The sequence below is a fragment of the Streptomyces sp. NPDC055815 genome (assembly GCF_053616475.1).
Genome location: NZ_JBSHDU010000005.1, coordinates 59,342 through 76,699, shown reverse-complemented (window position 1 = coordinate 76,699; position 17,358 = coordinate 59,342). Strand labels below are relative to the sequence as shown.

The window sequence follows — 17,358 nt, the reverse complement described above, 5'->3', positions numbered from 1 at the left end:
TGTCTAACCCGGCGGCCGCGGCGCCCCCGACCCCCCGCCACGGGGGGTCGCTCCGGACCGCGGTGAACCAGCCCCGGATGGGGTGGGGGCGCCCCCGGCGGCCCCCCACGAAACGCTCGTCCGGCCGTGTGTCAGGCCTGGCGGCGGACCTCCACCACCCGGAAGCGGTTGGAGACGAAGGCGCCGTCGCACAGGGCGGCGTTCGCCGCCGGGTTGCCGCCGGAGCCGTGGAAGTCGGAGAACGCGGCCGTCTGGTTCACGTACACCCCGCCCGTCAGGTTCAGCGAGAGCTGGGCCGACTCCTCCAGGCAGACCTCCTCCACCGCGCGCTCGGTGTCCGCCGAGGTCGTGTAGGCGCCGACCGTCATGGCGCCCTTCTCGCGGACCGTGCGGCGCAGCAGCTCCAGGGCGTCGGCGGTGGAGTCCACCGAGACGGCGAAGGAGACCGGGCCGAAGCACTCCGAGAAGTACGCGGCCTGGGCGTCCGGCTTGGAGCCGTCCAGCTTCACGATCACGGGCGTGCGGACCACGGCGTCCGGGTACTCCGGGTTGACCACCTCGCGGGAGGCCAGCGCGACCTCGCCGAGCGCGGCGGCGGCCTCCAGGCGCGCCTTCACGTCCGGGTTGACCAGGGCGCCCAGCAGACCGTTCGCCCGGGCGTCGTCGCCGAGCAGGCCGCCGACCGCCGCCGCGAGGTCGGCGACGACCTCGTCGTACGACTTCGGGCCCTGGTCGGTGGTGATGCCGTCGCGGGGGATCAGCAGGTTCTGCGGGGTGGTGCACATCTGGCCGCTGTACAGGGAGAGCGAGAAGGCCAGGTTGGCCAGCATCCCCTTGTAGTCGTCGGTGGAGTCGACCACCACCGTGTTGACGCCGGCCTTCTCGGTGTAGACCTGGGCCTGCCGGGCGTTGGCCTCCAGCCAGTCGCCGAAGGCGGTGGAGCCGGTGTAGTCGATGATCCGGATCTCGGGGCGGACGGCCAGGGTCTTGGCGATGCCCTCGCCGGGGCGCTCGACGGCGAGCGTGACCAGGTTCGGGTCGAAGCCGGACTCGGCGAGCACCTCGCGGGCGACCTTCACCGTCAGCGCGAGCGGCAGCACCGCGCGCGGGTGCGGCTTGACCACGACCGGGTTCCCGGTGGCGAGGGAGGCGAACAGGCCCGGGTAGCCGTTCCAGGTGGGGAAGGTGTTGCAGCCGATGACCAGGGCGATGCCGCGGCCGACCGGGGTGAACTCCTTGCTCAGCTCCAGGGGGTCGCGCTTGCCCTGCGGCTTGGACCAGTCGGCCCGGCCGGCGGGCGTGCGGGTCTGCTCCTCGTACGCGTACGCCACGGCCTCCAGGCCGCGGTCCTGGGCGTGCGGGCCGCCGGCCTGGAACGCCATCATGAACGCCTGGCCGCTGGTGTGCATGACGGCGTGCGCGAACTCGTGGGTGCGGGCGGAGATCCGGGCGAGGATCTCCAGGCAGACCAGGGCGCGGGTCTCGGCGCCGGCGTCCCGCCAGGCGCCCATGCCGGCGCGCATCGCCGGGAGCAGCACGTCGAGGTCGGCGTGCGGGTACTCGATGCCGAGCGAGGGGCCGTACGGCGAGGTCTCGCCGCCGGTCCAGCCGTCCGTGCCCGGCTGGTCGAGGTCGAAGCGGGTGTTCAGCGCGGACTCGTGGGCGGCGAGGCCCGCGGCCGCGTCGAGCGAGCCGTCCGCGCCGTACGCCTTCGGGTGCTCGGGGTACGGCGACCAGTAGGCGCGGGTGCGGATGGTGGCGAGCGCCTGGTCGAGTGTGGACCGGTGCTTCTCGGCCAGACGGTCGGTGGTCAGCTGAGCGGTGGCCATCGATGGACCAACTCCTCGTCGAGCTGGGCAGGGAGACGCGTACGGAGTTAGAGTAACCGAACGATCGGTCGGGACAAGGGGGTCCGCCGATCCTGTGGAAAACCCATCGGGGAGGATCACTCCTATGAGTGCCGACATGAGCACCGACGTGACCGTCAGGGGGAGCGACGACGTGACCACCCGTGAAACCGCCGCCGAGGTGCAGGACGCCGTCGTCGGCATCGGACGGGACCGCACCGTCGCCGTCGTCGGCACCGGGACCATGGGCCAGGGCATCGCCCAGGTCGCCCTGGTCGCCGGCCACCCCGTGCGCCTCTACGACAACGCCCCCGGCCGGGCCGCCGAGGCCGTCGCCGCCCTCACCGCCCGCCTGGACAGGCTCGTGGAGAAGGGCCGCCTCGACGCCGCCGCCCGGGAGGCCGCCGTCGGCCGGCTGCACGCGGCCGATGACCCCGCGGAGCTCGCGGACGCCGCGCTCGTGATCGAGGCGATCGTCGAGGACCTCGCGGTCAAGCAGCGGCTCTTCACCGACCTGGAGAAGATCGTCGGCGACGACACCGTCCTCGCCACGAACACCTCCTCCCTCTCCGTCACCGCCATCGCGGGAGGCCTGCGGCTGCCCGGCCGCTTCGTCGGCCTGCACTTCTTCAACCCGGCGCCGCTGCTCCCCCTCGTCGAGGTCGTCAGCGGCTTCGCCACCGACGCGGACGTCGCCACGCGCGCGTACGAGACGGTCAAGGGCTGGGGCAAGACGCCGGTGCGCTGCGCGGACACCCCCGGCTTCATCGTGAACCGGGTCGCCCGCCCCTTCTACGCCGAGGCGCTGCGGGTCTACGAGGAGGGCGGGGCCGACCCCGCCACCATCGACGCGGCGCTGCGCGAGTGCGGCGGCTTCCGGATGGGTCCCTTCGAGCTGACCGACCTCATCGGCCAGGACGTGAACGAGGCCGTCACCCGGTCGGTGTGGGAGTCCTTCTACCAGGACCCGAAGTTCACGCCCTCGCTCGCGCAGCGCCGGCTCGTCGAGTCGGGACGCCTCGGCCGCAAGTCGGGGCACGGCTGGTTCTCGTACGCGGAGGGCGCCGAGCGGCCCGAGCCGCACACGGCGGCGCCCGCGAAGGCGCCCGAGTGGATCACCGTCTGCGGTGACCTCGGGCCGGCGGATCCGCTGGTGGGGCTCTTCGAGGCGGCCGGGATCACCGTCCTGTCCAAGGAGGGCGGCGCGCACATCGAGCTGCCGGGCGGCGCCGAGCTCAGCCTCGCGGACGGCGAGACCTCCTTCGAGTACGACGAGGAGGCGATCATCTACTTCGACCTCGCGTACGACTACGCGGCCGCGAGCCGGATCGTGCTGTCGGCCCGCGAGGACATCGACCCCGGCGTCCTCGCCGAGGCGGTGGGCCTCTTCCAGGCGCTCGGCAAGAAGGTCTCCGTGATCGGGGACGTGCCGGGCATGATCGTGGCCCGTACGGTCGCGATGCTGGCCGACGTCGCGGCCGACGCGGTCGACCGGGGCGTCGCGACCGCCGAGGACATCGACACGGCGATGCGGCTGGGGGTCAACTACCCGGCCGGACCGCTGGAGTGGACCGGGAAGATCGGCCACCGGCGCACCTGCGGACTGCTCCGGGAGCTGCACAAGCGGTACGCGACCGGCCGGTACGCGCCGGGGCTCGCCCTCGTGCGCCGGGCGGCCGCCGAGGACGCGGAGGACTCCCGATGACCACGGCGAAGCGCGACACGTACACCCCCGAGACGCTGCTCTCGGTCGCGGTGCGGGTCTTCAACGAGCGCGGTTACGACGGCACGTCGATGGAGCACCTGTCCAAGGCGGCCGGCATCTCGAAGTCCTCGATCTACCACCACGTCTCCGGCAAGGAGGAGCTGCTGCGGCGCGCGGTCAGCCGGGCGCTCGACGGGCTCTTCGCGATCCTCGACGAGCCGGGGGCCGGGCGCGGCCGGGCCGTCGACCGGGTCGAGTACGTCACGCGGCGCACCGTCGAGGTGCTGATAGCGGAGCTGCCGTACGTGACGCTGCTGCTGCGGGTGCGGGGCAACACGGCCACCGAGCGGTGGGCGATGGAGCGGCGCCGCGAGTTCGACCACAAGGTGGCCGATCTGCTGAAGGCGGCCGCCGCCGAGGGCGACCTGCGGGCGGACGTGGACATCCGGCTCGCGACCCGGCTCCTCTTCGGCATGATCAACTCGCTGGTGGAGTGGTACCGGCCGCACCCGGACGCGACGGCGGAGCGGGAGCAGCTGGCCGAGACCGTCGTCCACCTGGCCTTCGACGGGCTGCGGACGGCGCGCTGAGCCCTCGTACGGGCCCGATCGCTGCCGCTGCCACTCGTACGGCCCTCAGGCTCGTCGTGCGGCCCTCAGGCTCGTCGTACGGCCCCGCTGGACCCTCGTACGGGCTGTGCGGGGGTCAGCGGGGCGGGGCGGGGTGTTCCGGGTCCAGGTCCGTCTCCTCGAAGACCAGCAGGGTCCGGGTGGAGAGCACCTCGGGGATCGACTGGAGCTTGGTGAGCACCAGCTCGCGCAGGGTCCGGTTGTCCGGCGTGTGGACGAGCAGCAGGACGTCGAAATCGCCGCTGACCAGGGCGATGTGCGCGGCTCCCGGCAGGGCCTGGAGCTGTTCGCGCACGGTCCGCCAGGAGTTCTGGACGATCTTGAGCGTGATGTAGGCGGAGGCGCCGTGGCCCGCCCGCTCGTGGTTCACGCGCGCGCTGAAACCGCGGATCACCCCGTCGTCGATGAGCCGGTTGATCCGTGCGTACGCGTTGGCGCGGGAGACGTGCACCCGCTCGGCCACGGAGCGGACCGAGGCGCGGCCGTCCGTCTGGAGGATGCGCAGGATGTCGCGGTCGATGGCGTCCAGCGGGCGTGCCGGGGCGCCTGGGACCACCGGTGCCGACGCCGGTGCGACGACCGGCTCCCAGTCCTCGGCCATTTGTTCATCCGCCATGTGCCCCCGCCTCTCTCCGGTGGACGACCTGCCCTTATCCCAGGCTGTGGAGAACCGTTTGTCCACAGGCTGGAGGTGCCTGTAGCCAAAATGCCTCCACGACCGAACAATCGGTAGGTGAGGCGCGCCACACTCGCGCCACCCGCCTTCGGGTCTTATGCCCGCTCCCACGAGGAGGTGGACTCGTTGCAACAGCGCAGTTCGACAGTCCAAGAGCCGCCCGGTGCCGTCACCGCCCACCGGCACACCCCGTCGCCCGCCTGGCAGCCGCGCACGGACCCCGCGCCGCTGCTGCCCGAGGCCGAGCCGCTGCGCGTGCTCGGCACGGACGCCGTCGCCGACGCCGACCCCGCGCTGCTGCTCCGGCTCTACGCGGAGCTGATCCGCGGCCGCCGGTACAACGCGCAGGCCACCGCCCTCACCAAGCAGGGCCGGCTCGCCGTGTACCCGTCCACCACCGGCCAGGAGGCGTGCGAGATCGCCGCCGCCCTCGCCCTGGAGGAGCTCGACTGGCTCTTCCCCTCGTACCGCGACACCCTCGCCGCCGTCGCCCGGGGCCTCGACCCCGTCCAGGCCCTGACCCTGCTGCGCGGCGACTGGCACACCGGGTACGACCCGCACGAGCACCGCATCGCGCCGCTCTGCACGCCGCTCGCCACCCAGCTGCCGCACGCCGTGGGCCTCGCCCACGCCGCCCGCCTCAAGGGCGACGACGTCGTCGCGCTCGCCATGGTCGGCGACGGCGGCACCAGCGAGGGCGACTTCCACGAGGCGCTGAACTTCGCCGCCGTCTGGCAGGCCCCCGTGGTCTTCTTCGTCCAGAACAACGGCTTCGCGATCTCCGTGCCGCTCGCCAAGCAGACCGCGGCCCCCTCCCTGGCCCACAAGGCCGTCGGATACGGGATGCCTGGCCGGCTCGTCGACGGCAACGACGCGGTCGCCGTCCACCAGGTGCTCACCGAGGCCGTGGCCCGCGCGCGGCGCGGCGGCGGACCCACCCTCGTCGAGGCCGTCACCTACCGGATCGACGCCCACACCAACGCCGACGACGCCACCCGCTACCGGGCGGACGGCGAGGTCGAGGCCTGGCGGGCGCACGACCCGATCCTGCTGCTCGAACGGGAACTGACGGAGCGTGGCCTGCTCGACGAGGACGGCAGGCGCGCGGCGGCGGAGGCCGCCGAGACGATGGCGGCGGAGCTGCGCGAACGGATGAACGCCGACCCGGTGCTCGACCCGATGGAACTCTTCTCCCACGTCTACGCGGAGCAGACGACACAGCTGCGCGAACAGGCGGCGCAGCTGCGCGCCGAGCTCGAAGCCGAGGGTGAGGCGTGATGACGACCGCGACGACCGGCACCACGGCGGCCAAGGCCGGCGGGAACGCCGGGAAGCCGAAGCCGGCCACGATGGCGCAGGCGCTCCAGCGCGCCATGCGCGACGCGATGGCCGAGGACCCGACCGTCCACGTGATGGGCGAGGACGTCGGCACCCTCGGCGGCGTCTTCCGGGTCACCGACGGGCTCGCCAAGGAGTTCGGCGAGGACCGCTGCACCGACACCCCGCTGGCCGAGGCGGGCATTCTCGGCGCGGCCGTCGGCATGGCCATGTACGGGCTGCGGCCGGTCGTGGAGATGCAGTTCGACGCGTTCGCGTACCCGGCGTTCGAGCAGCTGCTCTCGCACGTGGCGAAGATGCGGAACCGGACGCGCGGCGCGATGCCGATGCCGATCGTCATCCGCGTGCCGTACGGCGGCGGGATCGGCGGCGTCGAGCACCACAGCGACTCCTCCGAGGCCTACTACATGGCCACCCCGGGGCTGCACGTCGTCACCCCGGCGACCGTCGAGGACGCGTACGGGCTGCTGCGGGCGGCCATCGCCTCCGACGACCCCGTGGTCTTCCTGGAGCCCAAGCGGCTCTACTGGTCCAAGTCCGACTGGTCCCCCGAGGCGCCCGCGGCCGTCGAGCCGATCGGCAAGGCCGTCGTGCGCCGCCGGGGCACCGGCGCCACCCTGATCACCTACGGTCCCTCGGTGCCGGTCTGTCTGGAGGCGGCGGAGGCCGCGCAGGCCGAGGGCTGGGACCTGGAGGTCGTCGACCTGCGCTCGCTCGTGCCCTTCGACGACGAGACCGTCTGCGCCTCGGTGCGGCGCACCGGCCGCGCGGTCGTCGTCCACGAGTCGACCGGCTTCGGCGGCCCCGGCGCGGAGATCGCCGCGCGCGTGACCGAGCGCTGCTTCCACCACCTGGAGGCGCCGGTGCTGCGGGTCGCGGGCTTCGACATCCCGTACCCGCCGCCGATGCTGGAGCGGCACCACCTGCCCGGTGTGGACCGGGTCCTGGACGCGGTGGCGCGACTGCAGTGGGAGGCGGGCAGCTGATGGCACAGGTCCTGGAGTTCAAGCTGCCCGACCTCGGTGAGGGGCTCACCGAGGCCGAGATCGTGCGCTGGCTCGTCGCCGTCGGCGACGTCGTCGCGATCGACCAGCCGGTCGTCGAGGTCGAGACGGCCAAGGCGATGGTCGAGGTGCCCTGCCCGTACGGCGGCGTCGTCACCGCCCGGTACGGCGAGGAGGGCACCGAACTGCCCGTCGGCGCGCCGCTCCTGACGGTCGCCGTGGGCGGCACGGGCGCGCCGGAGGAGCTCGCGGAGGCGGCTCCCGGAGCGGCGCCGAAGGCAGCCGCCGAGGCCGTGTCCTCGGAGTACTCGGGCAATGTGCTCGTCGGCTACGGCACGGCCGGGCCCGCGGCCCGGCGCCGCCGGGTGCGGCACACGAACCCGGCGGCCGCGTCGGCTCCGGTGGCCGCTCAGGCCCCCGCTGCCGCCCCGGCCCCTGTCGCCGCTCCGGCCCCGGTCGCTCCGGCGGCTCCGGCGTCGGCCGGGCACGAGGGGCCCGTACCGGTCATCTCGCCGCTCGTGCGGAAGCTGGCCCGTGACCGGGGCCTCGACCTGCGGGAGGTGCGCGGATCCGGGCCCGAGGGGCTGATCCTGCGGGCCGACGTGGAGCTGGCCCTCGCGGCCCTGGAGCGGCCGGTCGCCGATCCGGCGCCCGCACCCGCCGCGCCGGCCCCGGCCCTCGCGGCTCCGGCCGGTGAGCGGATTCCGCTGCGCGGCGTCCGCGGCGTGGTGGCGGACAAGCTGTCCCGCAGCCGTACGGAGATCCCCGACGCGACCTGCTGGGTCGACGCCGACGCGACCGAGCTGATGGCGGCCCGCACGGCGATGAACGCGGCCGGGGGGCCGAAGATCTCGCTCCTCGCGCTCCTCGCGCGGATCTGCGTCCACGCCCTGGCCCGGTTCCCCGAGCTCAACTCCACGGTGGACACCGCCGCCCGGGAGATCGTCCGGCTGCCGTCCGTGCACCTCGGCTTCGCCGCCCAGACCCCGCGCGGGCTCGTCGTCCCCGTGGTCAAGGACGCGGGGACCCGCACGGCCGAGTCGCTGACGGCGGAGTTCGCCCGGCTGACGGAGGCGGCCCGGCAGGGCGCGATCACCCCGGCCGATCTGACCGGCGGCACGTTCACCCTCAACAACTACGGGGTGTTCGGGGTCGACGGCTCCACGCCGATCATCAACCACCCCGAGGCCGCCATGCTCGGTGTCGGCCGGATCATCCCCAAGCCCTGGGTGCACCAGGGCGAACTGGCCGTCCGTCAGGTGGTGCAGCTCTCGCTCACCTTCGACCACCGCGTCTGCGACGGCGGCACGGCCGGCGGCTTCCTGCGGTACGTGGCGGACTGCGTCGAACAGCCGGCGGTCCTGCTCCGCACGGTCTGACTCGGATGCTCTGACGCAGGCCGCTCGACGGGCCCGTCTCAGTAAGGGAGACGGGCCCGTCGGGCGTGGCCGCCCGCGGCCCATACTGCTGGGGTGACCACCGCATACGACGCCGTCGTGCTCGCCGGAGGCGCCTCCCGGCGTCTCGGCGGTTCCGACAAGCCCGGGGTACGGATCGGGGGCCGGACCCTCCTCGACCGGGTGCTCGCGGCCTGCCCCGACGCCGGCCGGACCGTGGTCGTCGCCGACCCCCGTCCGACCGCCCGCCCCGTCCGCTGGACCAGGGAGGACCCGCCCGGCGGCGGCCCGCTGGCCGCCCTCGGCGCCGGAGTACGGGAGACCGGCGCCGACGTCCTCCTCGTCCTCTCCGCCGACCTGCCCTTCCTCGACGGCGCCACCGTCCGCCGCCTCCTCGACGCGCTCGACGCGGCCACCGAGGCCGAGGCCGTGCTCCTCACCGATGCCGAGGGGCGGGACCAGCCGCTCGTCGCCGCGTACCGCCGCACCCCCCTCCTTCGCGAACTGGCCCTCGTCGCCGAGGAGCGGGGCACCCTCGACGGCGGACCCCTGCGCCGGCTCACCGGCGCACTCCGTCTCACCCGCGTCGCCGCCGACTCCCTGGCCTCCTTCGACTGCGACACCTGGGAGGACATCGCCACGGCCCGGGCCCGCATCAGGGAGCATGGGAGCGTGCTGGATGAATGGATCACCGCAGTCAAGTCCGAACTGGGCATCGAACTGGACGTCGACACCGGCGTGCTGCTCGACCTCGCCCGTGACGCCGCCCACGGCGTGGCCCGCCCCGCCGCGCCCCTGACCACGTTCCTCGTCGGGTACGCCGCCGCCCGCGCGGGCAGCGAGGGCGGGCCCGAGGCCGTCGCCGAGGCCGCCCGCAAGGCCGCCGCGCTCGCCCAGCGCTGGGCCGCCGAACAGGACGGCGAGCAGCCCGCCGAGCAGCCCGCCGAGAAAGCCACCGAGTAGGACGAGGCCGGATGACCCTGAAGGAGCCCGCCCCCGTGGCCCCGGGAACGACCACAGCCGCGCGGGCCGAGCCGCCGCACCGCGCCACCCCCTGGCCCGAGGCCCGGACCCTCGCCGCCCGCGCCGGAACCGCCGCGCGGGCCGCGAGGGAGCCGCGGCGCCTGCCGCTCGGGCAGGCACTCGGCCGGATCCTGGCCGAGCCGCTCCTCGCCCTCACCGACCTGCCCTCCTTCGACACCTCCGCCATGGACGGCTGGGCCGTGGCGGGCCCGGGGCCCTGGACCGTCCGCGCGGAGACGTCCCTCCTCGCCGGTCACGCGCCCGCCGCCGCACTGGCCGAGGGCGAGGCGGTACGGATCGCCACCGGCGCCCCGGTCCCGCCCGGCACCACCGCCGTCATCCGTACCGAGCACTCCCGTACGGAGGGGACCGAGGCCGCGGGTCTCGTGCTGCACGCCCTGCGCGCCGTGGCCCCGCGGCAGGACATCCGGCCCCGGGGCCAGGAGTGCCGCTCCGGCGACGAACTGCTCCCCGCGGGCACCACCGTGACCCCCGTCGTCCTGGGCCTGGCCGCGGCCGCCGGCTACGACGAGCTCCCCGTACCGCCGCGCCCCCGGGTGGAGGTCCTCGTCCTCGGCGACGAGCTGCTCACGGCCGGACTCCCCCACGAGGGGCTCATCCGTGACGCCCTCGGCCCGATGCTCGGCCCCTGGCTGGAGGCGCTCGGCGTCGAGGTGCTCGCCACCCGGCGGATCGGCGACGACGCCGAGGAGCTGTACGCGGCCGTCACCGGCTCCGCCGCCGATCTGGTCGTCACCACCGGAGGCACCGCCGCCGGGCCCGTCGACCACCTCCACCGGGTGCTCGACAAGGCGGGCGCCACCCTCCTCGTCGACGGGGTGAAGGTCCGCCCCGGCCACCCCATGCTCCTGGCGGCCCTCGGCGGCCACCGCCACCTCGTCGGCCTGCCGGGCAACCCGCTCGCCGCCGTCTCCGGGCTCCTCACCCTCGCTCAGCCGCTCCTCGCGGCCCTGGGCGGCACCTCTCCCGGCGAGGGCCGCGCCCCCGTCGCGGACGAGGTGCACGGGCATCCGCACGACACCCGGCTCGTCCCGGTCGTCCGGCGGGGCGAGCAGCTCGTTCCGCTGCGCTACAACGGGCCCGCCATGCTCCGGGGCATCGCCGTCGCGGACGGCATGGCCGTCGTCCCGCCCGGCGGCGCCCGGTCCGGCCAGGAGCTCGATGTCCTCGGCCTTCCCTGGCGGCCGGCATCGGGCGTCGAACCGGCCCGAGGAGCATGTTTCACGTGAAACTTCCCAGCCGTGACGCGATGGCCCGGCAGGCGGAGGAGCGGATCTCGGGCCCGCAGGTCCGCCTGCCCCGCAGGGTCGTCGAGCGGCCACTGCGCCAGGTCGGCAAGCGGCTCCTGATGGCGCTCGGCGTGATGATCGTGACGGTCCTCATCGTCTACGTGGACCGCGACGGCTACCACGACAATGCCGACGAGACGCTCGACTTCCTCGACTGCGTCTACTACGCGACCGTGACGCTCTCCACCACCGGATACGGCGACATCGTCCCGTACAGCGACACGGCCAGGCTCGCGAACATCCTCCTTGTCACGCCGCTGCGCGTGCTGTTCCTGATCATCCTGGTCGGCACCACTCTCGAGGTCCTCACCGAGCGGACCCGGGAGGAGTTCCGGCTGAACCGCTGGAGGTCCACCTTGCGCGACCACACCGTCATCGTCGGTTTCGGGACGAAGGGCCGGTCCGCGATCCAGACGCTCTGCGCGACCGGACTCCGCAAGGACCAGATCGTCATCGTCGACCCCTCCACCAAGGTGATCGAGACGGCGAACGGAGACGGCTTCGTCGGTGTCATCGGCGACGCCACCCGCAGCGACGTCCTGCTGCGGGCCGAGGTGCAGCGGGCCCGGCAGATCGTGATCGCCACCCAGCGCGACGACACGGCGGTGCTGGTCACCCTGACCGCCCGCCAGCTCAACCGCGGCGCGAAGATCGTCGCCGCGGTCCGCGAGGAGGAGAACGCGCCGCTCCTCCGCCAGTCCGGCGCGGACGCGGTCATCACCAGCGCCAGCGCCGCCGGGCGCCTGCTCGGCCTCTCCGTGCTGAGCCCCAGCGCCGGCACGGTGATGGAGGACCTCATCCAGCAGGGCTCGGGCCTCGACCTCGTGGAACGGCCGGTGACCAAGAGCGAGGCCGGCAAGAACGTCCGCGAGACCGGTGACCTGGTGGTGAGCGTGCTCCGCGGCCACCGGCTGCTCGGGTACGACGACCCCGCGGCCAGCCCCCTGCAGCTCACCGACCGGGTCATCACCATCGTGCGCGCCGCGCCGGTGACCCCGCTCTCCACGCCGCCCGGGGACTGAGCCCGCGAGACCGGGCTCGCGGAACGCCGGACGAGTAGCCTCGCCGCCATGTATGCGATCACGATTCCGGAACCCGGTGGTCCCGAGGCCCTCGTCTGGGCCGAGGTGCCCGATCCCGTACCCGGCGAGGGCGAGGTGCTCGTCGAGGTCGTGGCGAGCGCGGTCAACCGCGCCGATCTGCTCCAGCGCCAGGGCTTCTACGACCCGCCGCCGGGCAGCTCCCCGTACCCCGGTCTGGAGTGCGCGGGCCGGGTCGCCGCGCTCGGCCCCGGGGTGTCCGGCTGGGCCGTCGGCGACGAGGTGTGCGCGCTGCTCGTCGGCGGCGGCTACGCCGAGAAGGTCGTGGTCCCGGCCGGTCAGCTGCTGCCCGTCCCGGAGGGCGTCGACCTGGCCACGGCCGCCGCGCTCCCCGAGGTCGCGTGCACCGTCTGGTCCAACCTCTTCATGCTGGCGCACCTGCGGCCCGGTGAGACGCTGCTCGTGCACGGCGGTGCGAGCGGCATCGGCACGATGGCGATCCAGCTGGCGAAGGCGGTCGGCGCGCGGGTCGCGGTCACGGCCGGCGGCCCCGAGAAGCTGGCGCGCTGCGCCGAGCTGGGCGCGGACATCCTCATCGACTACCGCGAGCAGGACTTCGTCGAGGAGCTGGCGAAGGCGACGGACGGGGCGGGCGCGGACGTCATCCTGGACATCGTGGGCGCCAAGTACCTGGAGCGGAACGTGAAGGCGCTGGCCGTGAACGGCCGCCTGGTCGTCATCGGCCTCCAGGGCGGGGTGAAGGGCGAGCTGAACCTCGGGGCGCTGCTCAGGAAGCGCGCCGCCGTCCTGGCGACCACCCTGCGGTCCCGTCCGGCGCAGGAGAAGGCGGCGATCGTCGCCGCCGTACGGGAGCACGTCTGGCCGCTGATCGGCGCGGGCACGGTCCGTGCGGTCGTCGACCGCACGGTGCCGATGCCGGCGGCGGCCGAGGGGCACCGGGCCCTCGAGGAGAGCGGTCACGTCGGCAAGGTCCTGCTGCTGGTGCCGCGGGGCTGAACCCGTGAGCACGCGAAGGGCCCGGCACACGAGGTGCCGGGCCCTTCGCGTGAGCATGACTACAGGTACGGTCCCGAGCGCACCGCGTGCCCGTGGCCGTGGTCGTCGTCATCGTCGTGGGACGCACCCGGAGGCAGGGCGCGGCGCATCTGCTCCAGCTGGGCGCGGGCCGCCATCTGCTGGGCGAACAGCGCCGTCTGGATGCCGTGGAACAGGCCCTCGAGCCAGCCCACCAGCTGCGCCTGCGCGATGCGCAGCTCCGCCTCGGAGGGGATCGCCTCGTCCGTGAACGGCAGGGAGAGCCGCTCCAGTTCCTCGACGAGCTCGGGAGCGAGCCCGTCCTCCAGCTCCTTCACGGAGCTGGCGTGGATGTCCTTGAGCCTGACCCGGCTCGCCTCGTCCAGAGGGGCCGCCCGTACTTCCTCCAGGAGCTGCTTGATCATGCTGCCGATCCGCATGACCTTCGCAGGCTGCTCGACCATTTCCGTCACCGGGACCTCGCGGGGTTCGTCGTCGCCCTGAGTGCCGCCGAGCGCCATCCCGTCCTGTCCCACGATGAGGACCTGGGGGCTCTCCTGCGACCTGTCATTCCTCGGCATCTCCATGCCGCCATTCTCTCGTACACACGCGTCACCACAGGGTGTGCCCCTGTACGGGGGTGATCCACCCTCGTACAGGGGCACAGGACGGGAACGAAGACCGTCAGGTCGCCGCGCGCCGGGCCAGCGCACCGCGCGAGCGGGTCACCAGGGCCGCGAGCAGGGCCGCACCGAGCGGGACGGCGACGAGCAGACCGGCCAGGGTCTCCCAGGGGATGACGATCGGCACGTGCGGCGGGGTGAGGTCGCCGCTCCAGCCCTCGGCGAGGTTCTGCTCGTAGAAGCGGATCTGGTCCCGCTCCTCGGTGAGCCGGAGCCCCACTGCGGGCAGCAGTCCGGCGGCCGAGCCGAGGAGCACGCCCATCGCGGCGACGACTCCGCACTGGAATCCGCTGAGCGTGCGGCGGACCCGGGGCGGGGCGCCCACGGCGGCGAGCGTCTTCAGATCCGCCTCGGCATCGGCCTGGGCGAGTCCGGTGGCGATGCCGGCGGCGCCGATGGTGACCAGGCCCGCGAAGATCGCCAGGGAGAGCAGGATGATGCCGTTGTCGTTGACGAAGCCCTCCTCCAGGTGAAGTTCGACGTTGCCGCCGAGCTTGGCGAGGTCGCCGTCGAGCTTCTGGCGCTGCTCGCTGTCCGGGAGCCGGTCGGTGCTGACGTACACGCCCAGCGGTGCCGTGGACAGGCCGGCGGCCTTGGCGGTGGCCGGGGTCATGAGGGCCTGGACGCCGTAGGACTTCTTGTCTCCGGGCACCAGGTACGCGGGCACGGTGCTGACCTTGCCGGGTGCGGGGCGGCCCTGCTCGGAGGCCTTGTCGGCGGCGGCGAGGTCGGTGATCTGCTTGATCCCGATCGTGTCGTTCTTCTCGGCCAGGGTGCGGTTGAAGACGACGACCTTGCCGTCGGCGAGGGCCTTCACGGTCGCCGGGTCGTCGACGCCGAGGATCTGGAGCAGCTTGGCGTCACCGACGAGCAGGCCGCCGTCGGAGACGTACATCCCGCTGCTCGCGGAGTCCTTGCACCGCCAGTCCTCGGTGAGCATCTTCCGTCGCTGGGCGGGTGTGTACTTCTCCGAGGCGTCGCCGCCGCCGGGGAGCGTCGCGTACATCGGGCACTCGTTCGCCGGGGGGACGACGACCTCGTAGCGGCCGCAGCCGGCGCCCTCGCCCCAGGGCGGGCAGCCGGGCCTGCCGACCGAGACGCGCTCGACGTCGGCGCGGACGTCGACCGGGAAGTTGCGCTGGATGGCATCGCGGACCGCGGGGACGTCCCGGCCGCCCTCCTCCTGGACGAAGGCGGAGGCGACGCCGTACGGCAGGGTGGCCTCGTAGTCGGCCCGGTTCTGGGCCTCGCGGCTGGCCATGTACGTGGAGACGGCGACCGTGCCCGCGACGGCGGCGAGGACGGCGGCGACCGCGGGCGCCGTACGGCCCCGGTTGCGGACGGCGTCCCGCAGCGCGAGGCGCGGGGAGAGCGGTAGCCAGCGGCCGGTCCGCCCGAAGAGGCCCACCAGGGCCGGGGTCATGGCGACGACACCGAGCTCGGCGAGGGCGGAACCGGCGGCCACGAGGGTGACCTGCTGGGAGACCATCGAGCCGAAGAGGGCGACCGCGCCGCCGAGGAGGAGGGCCGCCAGGCCGATCAGGGGCAGCACCCGGCTGCTGCGGCGGATTCCGCGCCGGCCGGTGAGCGAGGCGAGGACGGTCTGCCGGGAGGCGGTGACGGCCGGGACGACGGCGGCGAGCAGACCGGTGAGGACCGCGAGCAGCGCGATGCCGAGGAGTTCGAGGGGCCGGATGTCGAAGGCCCCGAACCGCTGGCCCATGGTGTCTTCCAGGACCGGCTGCAGCAGCAGCGTCAGGAGCAGGGCGAGGACGGTGCCGGTGACGGCGGCGGCGATGCCGATGACCAGGCCGCCGCTCAGCACGATGGCCCGGATGTGGCTGCGGGCACCGCCGTTGGCCCCGACCAGGCCGAGCTGGCGGCGCGAGCGGCGGGCACCGACCGCGAAGGCGGGTCCGGCGAGCAGGCAGATCTCCAGCATCGCCAGGCCGACGACGGTGGCGAGGGAGGCGAGCTCGGCGGCGTCGGCCCCCGGGCTGGACTCGTAACCGCCCCAGCCCTCCTTCTGGTTGAGCGGCACCTCGGACGCGGCGGGCGGGTCGAGGAGCACGGCGCGGGAGACGACGGCGACGCCCTTGGTGTTGATCTCCTTGACGGTGTTCCACGTGAAACCACCGGGCGTGCGCACCAGGTACGAGACGGAGACGTCGGGCGCGGGCAGACCGGCCTTCTCGACCGCCTTCGCGTACGGGGCGAGGAAGGCCCCCGGCAGCGCGTTGACCTGGTCGGCGTTGAGCGTGTCGGGAAGTTCGTAGGAGCCGACGATCCGGTACGGGCGATCGAAGTTGCGGGCGGAAAGGGTCGAGCCGACCGACAGCCCGCTGGTCTCCAGGAAGTGCGAGGTCGCGATGACCTCGTCGCCCTTCTCCGGGAAGCGCCCGTCCAGGAGGGTCAGGATGCCGCGGGCGATCGGATCGGAGGCCTTCAGCTCACGCACCTCGGTCATGAGCAGACCGTGGGCCGTCGTCAGCTTCGCCGAACCGGTGCCGTCCGTGAGGACGGTGGAGCCCGCGGGGACCACCTTCGTGACATCGGTGGGGCCGCTCGGCCACGGCTCGTTCTCGTAGTCCTTGACCGTCGTGTGCATCTCGCCGGTCGGGTCCTGGAAGATCGGGACACCGTTGACCTGGGCGTCCCTGAGGCGCGCGTCGGCCGCGCCGATCGTCCGCTCCACCCGCTCGGCGGGGGAGAGTTCGGAACTGCGGTAGGTCAGGTCGAGGGCGCTGACGCCCAGGATCGGCAGCGCGATCATCGCGAGGACGAGGGCGCTGCGGCCCTTGGAACGCCAGGCGTCACGGCGGGCTATGCGGATCGCGGCCCGCCAGGAGTGGAACCAGGTCTTCACGCTTCGGCCACCTGGCCCGACAGAAGGGAATCGGCCTCGCTGCGCACCGTCTGGTCGACGATGGCACCGTCCCGCAGGAACACCACCCGGTCGGCCCAGGCGGCGAACCGCGGCTCGTGGGTGACGAGGACACCGGCGGCGCCCGCGTCGCAGCGGGAGCGGAGCAGGGCGAGCACGGACTCGCCGGTCTCGGAGTCGAGGGCGCCGGTCGGCTCGTCGGCGAGGACGAGCCGGCGGTCGCCGACGAGGGCGCGGGCGATGGCCACGCGCTGCTGCTGGCCGCCGGACATCTCGTCGGGGAAGCGGTCGGCGAGGTGCCCGAGGCCCATCTCCTCCAAGGCGGCGAGCGCCTCGACGCGGGCCTTGCGGGCGGAGGTCCCGTCCAGTTCGCGGGGCAGGGCGACGTTCTCGGCGGCGGTCAGGGCCGGGATGAGGTTGTAGTCCTGGAAGACGTAGCCGATGCTGCGGCGGCGCAGGGCCGCGAGCTCCTTGACGCTCGCGGTGGTGATGTCGGTGTCCTCGACGATCACCCGGCCCGAGCTGGGGGTGTCCAGGCCGCCCGCGATGGTCAGGAGCGTGGACTTGCCGGAGCCCGACGGGCCCATGACGGCGACGAGTTCGCCGGGGTACACGGCGAGGTCGATGCCGCGCAGGGCATGCACCTCGGTGGCGCCCGCGCCGTGGACGCGGGTCAGGTTCTGGAGTTGCAGCACGGGCTGCTGTGCGGTCATGGAGGGGTCCCCCCGTTCTGGCCGTACGCGGCGGTCGGGCCGGGTACGGGAGCGTGCGGTGGAAGGTGGTGCGA

The 17,358-nt window shown here is 73.7% G+C and carries 14 protein-coding genes; 9 read left to right on the top strand and 5 right to left on the bottom strand.

The features are described from left to right. Positions 1 to 131: 131 nt before the first annotated feature. Positions 132 to 1,829, bottom strand: a complete 1,698-nt coding sequence (gene paaN, locus ACWGN5_RS05665) for a phenylacetic acid degradation protein PaaN (RefSeq protein ID WP_453511553.1) — start codon at positions 1,827 to 1,829, stop codon at positions 132 to 134. A gap of 136 nt (positions 1,830 to 1,965) precedes the next feature. Here paaN and ACWGN5_RS05660 point away from each other — a divergent pair, with 136 nt between their 5' ends. Together ACWGN5_RS05660 and ACWGN5_RS05655 are read left to right on the top strand one after the other, a co-directional pair. Next, entirely contained in the window at positions 1,966 to 3,552 is a 1,587-nt protein-coding gene (locus tag ACWGN5_RS05660) for a 3-hydroxyacyl-CoA dehydrogenase (RefSeq protein ID WP_453511551.1), read from the top strand. Next, complete coding sequence (locus ACWGN5_RS05655; protein ID WP_369145263.1) at positions 3,549 to 4,142, top strand: TetR/AcrR family transcriptional regulator; 594 nt, start codon at positions 3,549 to 3,551, stop codon at positions 4,140 to 4,142. Before ACWGN5_RS05660 ends, ACWGN5_RS05655 begins: the two co-directional genes overlap by 4 nt. 115 nt (positions 4,143 to 4,257) lie before the next feature. Here ACWGN5_RS05655 and ACWGN5_RS05650 read toward each other — a convergent pair whose 3' ends face one another. After that, entirely contained in the window at positions 4,258 to 4,797 is a 540-nt protein-coding gene (locus ACWGN5_RS05650; protein WP_453511549.1) for an Lrp/AsnC family transcriptional regulator, read from the bottom strand. 177 nt (positions 4,798 to 4,974) lie between these two features. Here ACWGN5_RS05650 and pdhA point away from each other — a divergent pair, with 177 nt between their 5' ends. The 7 genes from pdhA to ACWGN5_RS05615 all read left to right on the top strand — a co-directional run bounded on the left by pdhA (position 4,975) and on the right by ACWGN5_RS05615 (position 12,986). Further along, positions 4,975 to 6,135 (top strand): pyruvate dehydrogenase (acetyl-transferring) E1 component subunit alpha, encoded by a 1,161-nt coding sequence (pdhA, locus tag ACWGN5_RS05645; protein ID WP_453511671.1) that lies wholly within the window; start codon positions 4,975 to 4,977, stop codon positions 6,133 to 6,135. Beyond that, on the top strand, positions 6,135 to 7,181 hold the full coding sequence (locus ACWGN5_RS05640; protein WP_453511547.1) for an alpha-ketoacid dehydrogenase subunit beta: 1,047 nt from the start codon (positions 6,135 to 6,137) through the stop codon (positions 7,179 to 7,181). The genes pdhA and ACWGN5_RS05640 overlap by 1 nt, the downstream gene beginning before the upstream one ends. Continuing rightward, complete coding sequence (locus ACWGN5_RS05635; RefSeq protein WP_453511546.1) at positions 7,181 to 8,578, top strand: dihydrolipoamide acetyltransferase family protein; 1,398 nt, start codon at positions 7,181 to 7,183, stop codon at positions 8,576 to 8,578. The genes ACWGN5_RS05640 and ACWGN5_RS05635 overlap by 1 nt, the downstream gene beginning before the upstream one ends. 93 nt (positions 8,579 to 8,671) lie before the next feature. Continuing rightward, positions 8,672 to 9,559, top strand: coding sequence for an NTP transferase domain-containing protein (locus tag ACWGN5_RS05630; RefSeq protein ID WP_453511544.1), 888 nt, complete (start codon positions 8,672 to 8,674; stop codon positions 9,557 to 9,559). Positions 9,560 to 9,570: 11 nt separating this feature from the next. Then, on the top strand, positions 9,571 to 10,869 hold the full coding sequence (locus ACWGN5_RS05625) for a molybdopterin molybdotransferase MoeA (RefSeq protein ID WP_453511542.1): 1,299 nt from the start codon (positions 9,571 to 9,573) through the stop codon (positions 10,867 to 10,869). Next, a complete protein-coding gene (locus tag ACWGN5_RS05620; RefSeq protein WP_453511540.1) occupies positions 10,857 to 11,951 on the top strand; it encodes a potassium channel family protein in 1,095 nt (364 codons plus the stop codon). Before ACWGN5_RS05625 ends, ACWGN5_RS05620 begins: the two co-directional genes overlap by 13 nt. 48 nt (positions 11,952 to 11,999) lie before the next feature. Continuing rightward, on the top strand, positions 12,000 to 12,986 hold the full coding sequence (locus ACWGN5_RS05615) for an NAD(P)H-quinone oxidoreductase (protein WP_453511539.1): 987 nt from the start codon (positions 12,000 to 12,002) through the stop codon (positions 12,984 to 12,986). A gap of 59 nt (positions 12,987 to 13,045) precedes the next feature. On the opposite strand, the gene ACWGN5_RS05610 is transcribed toward ACWGN5_RS05615, so the two are convergent. The 3 genes from ACWGN5_RS05610 to ACWGN5_RS05600 form a co-directional block, all read right to left on the bottom strand. Beyond that, positions 13,046 to 13,591 carry a bacterial proteasome activator family protein gene (locus ACWGN5_RS05610; RefSeq protein WP_123453478.1) on the bottom strand — a complete coding sequence of 182 codons (546 nt, stop codon included), beginning with the start codon at positions 13,589 to 13,591 and terminating at the stop codon, positions 13,046 to 13,048. A 97-nt stretch (positions 13,592 to 13,688) separates the two neighbouring features. Then, positions 13,689 to 16,553, bottom strand: coding sequence for an FtsX-like permease family protein (locus ACWGN5_RS05605; protein ID WP_453511537.1), 2,865 nt, complete (start codon positions 16,551 to 16,553; stop codon positions 13,689 to 13,691). Then, positions 16,550 to 17,284, bottom strand: coding sequence for an ABC transporter ATP-binding protein (locus ACWGN5_RS05600; RefSeq protein ID WP_369145255.1), 735 nt, complete (start codon positions 17,282 to 17,284; stop codon positions 16,550 to 16,552). The genes ACWGN5_RS05605 and ACWGN5_RS05600 overlap by 4 nt, the downstream gene beginning before the upstream one ends. Positions 17,285 to 17,358: the final 74 nt, after the last annotated feature.

Bases quoted from the DNA above. Each gene is read 5' to 3' on its own strand.
- paaN (WP_453511553.1), bottom strand. From the start codon at position 1,829: ATGGCCACCGCTCAGCTGACCACCGACCGTCTGGCCGAGAAGCACCGG.
- ACWGN5_RS05660 (WP_453511551.1), top strand. From the start codon at position 1,966: ATGAGCACCGACGTGACCGTCAGGGGGAGCGACGACGTGACCACCCGT.
- ACWGN5_RS05655 (WP_369145263.1), top strand. From the start codon at position 3,549: ATGACCACGGCGAAGCGCGACACGTACACCCCCGAGACGCTGCTCTCG.
- ACWGN5_RS05650 (WP_453511549.1), bottom strand. From the start codon at position 4,797: ATGGCGGATGAACAAATGGCCGAGGACTGGGAGCCGGTCGTCGCACCG.
- ACWGN5_RS05640 (WP_453511547.1), top strand. From the start codon at position 6,135: ATGACGACCGCGACGACCGGCACCACGGCGGCCAAGGCCGGCGGGAAC.
- ACWGN5_RS05635 (WP_453511546.1), top strand. From the start codon at position 7,181: ATGGCACAGGTCCTGGAGTTCAAGCTGCCCGACCTCGGTGAGGGGCTC.
- ACWGN5_RS05625 (WP_453511542.1), top strand. From the start codon at position 9,571: ATGACCCTGAAGGAGCCCGCCCCCGTGGCCCCGGGAACGACCACAGCC.
- ACWGN5_RS05620 (WP_453511540.1), top strand. From the start codon at position 10,857: ATGTTTCACGTGAAACTTCCCAGCCGTGACGCGATGGCCCGGCAGGCG.
- ACWGN5_RS05615 (WP_453511539.1), top strand. From the start codon at position 12,000: ATGTATGCGATCACGATTCCGGAACCCGGTGGTCCCGAGGCCCTCGTC.
- ACWGN5_RS05610 (WP_123453478.1), bottom strand. From the start codon at position 13,591: ATGGAGATGCCGAGGAATGACAGGTCGCAGGAGAGCCCCCAGGTCCTC.
- ACWGN5_RS05600 (WP_369145255.1), bottom strand. From the start codon at position 17,284: ATGACCGCACAGCAGCCCGTGCTGCAACTCCAGAACCTGACCCGCGTC.